The organism is Bacillus sp. 05T31, assembly GCF_056396725.1.
In genome coordinates this window covers 1-3,080 of the sequence record NZ_JBFTMA010000541.1, presented here as the reverse complement: position 1 = coordinate 3,080, position 3,080 = coordinate 1, and the positions used below count along the sequence as shown (strand labels likewise).

3 protein-coding genes are annotated in these 3,080 nt (G+C 38.6%); all 3 read left to right on the top strand.

Features of this window, described 5'->3' with window-relative positions; genetic code table 11:
- Positions 1–678: RluA family pseudouridine synthase (locus tag AC1DJR_RS23780; RefSeq protein ID WP_477003656.1), on the top strand; the 678-nt coding region annotated here is incomplete at its 5' end.
- 203 nt (positions 679–881) lie between these two features.
- Complete coding sequence (pyrR, locus tag AC1DJR_RS23775; RefSeq protein WP_001156489.1) at positions 882–1,424, top strand: bifunctional pyrimidine operon transcriptional regulator/uracil phosphoribosyltransferase; 543 nt, start codon at positions 882–884, stop codon at positions 1,422–1,424.
- Between the two features lie 146 nt (positions 1,425–1,570).
- Complete coding sequence (gene uraA / locus AC1DJR_RS23770) at positions 1,571–2,863, top strand: uracil permease (RefSeq protein WP_002014712.1); 1,293 nt, start codon at positions 1,571–1,573, stop codon at positions 2,861–2,863.
- Positions 2,864–3,080: the final 217 nt, after the last annotated feature.

Sequence of the window (3,080 nt, the reverse complement as noted above, 5' to 3'; positions counted from 1 at the left end):
GATATGAATTTAGAAGTTTATTATGAAGATGCCGATGTACTAGTTGTAAATAAGCCGCGTGGCATGGTAGTACATCCAGCACCAGGGCATACGAAGGGTACGCTTGTAAACGGACTTATGCATCATTGTACAGACCTATCAGGTATTAACGGTGTAATGCGTCCTGGTATAGTACACCGTATTGATAAGGATACATCTGGATTATTAATGGTTGCTAAAAATGATATGGCGCATGAATCACTTGTAAATCAACTTGTAGCAAAAACGGTAACAAGACGTTATAAAGCGATTGTACATGGTGTAATTCCACATGATAAAGGAATAATTGACGCTCCAATTGGTCGTGATAAAAAAGAACGTCAAAGTATGACTGTTGATGAAAATGGTAAGAATGCAGTTACACATTTCCAAGTGTTAGAGCGATTTAAGGATTTCACACTTGTAGAATGCCGCTTAGAAACGGGACGTACACACCAAATTCGTGTTCATATGAAATATATTGGTTATCCACTTGCAGGRGATCCAAAGTATGGTCCGAAGAAAACATTAGATATGAATGGACAAGCACTTCATGCAGGGATTTTAGGTTTCGATCACCCTCGTACTGGTGAATATATTGAGTTTGAGGCACCGATTCCAGAAGTGTTTGAAGAAGCGCTAAATATTTTACGGAAATAGTATTGACAAATCATAAGAAAACTGAGATACTGACAACAGTTAAATAATGATCCTTTAACACAGCCCCGTGAGGTTGAGAAGGTAACGGTTTGAAATACTTAGGGTATGTTGTACCCTTTTTTCAAAAGTCCTCTCGCACACGCTGAGAGGACTTTTTTTATACCATTACTCTCACGCAAGAAAAAAACTTGGAGGTGTAGAGCATGCAAGAGAAAGCTGTCGTTTTAGATGACCAAATGATTCGCCGCGCTTTAACACGAATTAGTCATGAAATCGTGGAACGAAATAAAGGTGTCGATAATTGTGTTCTTGTCGGAATAAAAACACGTGGAATTTTTATTGCACAACGTTTGGCAGAACGAATTGGTCAAATTGAAGGAAAAGAGATGGAAGTAGGAGAGTTAGATATTACGTTGTATCGTGATGATTTAACACTACAATCGAAACATAAAGAACCACTTGTAAAAGGTTCTGATATTCCTGTAGATATTACGAAGAAAAAAGTTATCCTTGTGGATGATGTGTTATATACAGGAAGAACAGTTCGAGCAGCAATGGATGCTCTTATGGATTTAGGTAGACCATCACAAATCCAATTRGCTGTTCTTGTTGATAGAGGTCATCGTGAATTACCAATTCGCGCTGATTATGTAGGAAAGAACATTCCAACATCTAGTGAAGAGCGTATCGAAGTTGATTTGCAAGAGACAGATCAACAAGATCGAGTAAGCATATACGATAAGTAAAGCCCTTTTAAATGTAGTCCTGTGAGGCTGCCAAAGGGTCTTGGCTTTCATATGTCAAATTTGGCATACGAAAGTGTAGGACTCTTTGTGCACAGGCACAAAGAGTTTTTTTATTGCAAAAATYAAAACTGAAGGAGGATGTAACAATGGAGCAAAAGCCAGTGTTAGACATTCATGAAGTACCGAAACCGGGAAAATGGTTATTATTAAGTATACAACATTTGTTCGCGATGTTTGGATCAACAGTGCTTGTTCCGTTTTTAACAGGACTGAATCCATCAGTAGCTTTAATATCAAGTGGATTAGGAACGCTAGCGTTTCTTCTAATAACGAAAGGTCAAGTACCAGCATATTTAGGATCATCATTCGCCTTTATTGCACCAATTATTACAGCGAAAACAGCAGGTGGACCTGGAGCAGCGATGCTTGGAGGAATGCTTGCGGGACTTGTGTACATCTTAATCTCACTCGGAATTAAGAAATCTGGGTCAGAATGGATAATGAAATTACTTCCGCCAATCGTAGTTGGACCAGTCGTAATGGTAATCGGTTTATCTTTAGCACATACAGCAGTGAACATGGCGATGAACGGTGCGGATGGTAAGTATAGCATTACACACTTTTCAGTAGCATTAGTAACATTAGCAATTACAATCATTTGCTCCATATTCGGGAGAGGATTTTTCAGTATCATACCAGTGCTACTTGGAATCATCGGCGGGTATATATTCGCTTACTTCCAAGGGCTAGTAGATTTAAAGCCAGTAGCTGAGGCAAAATGGTTTGTCATACCAGACTTCACAGTACCGTTTGTAACATATACTCCGGAGTTTTCATGGAAAATTGTACTCTTAATGGTGCCAGTTGCACTTGTAACAATTTCAGAACATATCGGACATCAAATTGTACTTGGAAATGTTATTAAAAGAGATTTAATTGAAAAACCAGGTTTACATCGTTCAATCTTCGGTGATGGGATAGCAACATTGATCGCATCACTAATAGGAGGACCACCGAATACAACGTACGGTGAAAACATCGGTGTGCTAGCAATTACGAGAGCATACAGTGTATACTTATTCATCGGTTCAGCAGTGTTCGCAATCATGTTTGGCTTTATCGGGAAGATTTCAGCACTGATTCATTCGATTCCAACACCAGTTATGGGTGGTGTATCAATCTTACTCTTCGGTGTAATCGCATCAAGTGGTTTACGTATGATGGTAGACGATAAAACAGACTTAGGCGACAAACGAAACTTAATGATTGCATCAGTTATACTAGTAATCGGTATTGGCGGGGCGGTACTGCACGTAGGTGAATCGTTCCAAGTAGAAGGAATGGCGCTAGCAGCAATTGTAGGTGTACTATTAAATCTACTACTACCAGAGACAAAACAAACAAATAAAACAAAACAATCTAAGCAGATTGCTTCATAAAAATAACCTTTTAATTCAGTCCTGTGAGATAGAAAAGGGTGGCTACTTTAACGCACCCTAGTCTCAAAGACTAGGGTATTTTTATACAGTTATTGTTATATAAATTCAATGGTGTTATCATAAAAAACAGAAAGATGAGGGATGACGATGAGCCATTTGTTAACGATGAGTGAATTATCGGAACAAGAAATTTCAGAAATCCTAAAAGACTCAGAAG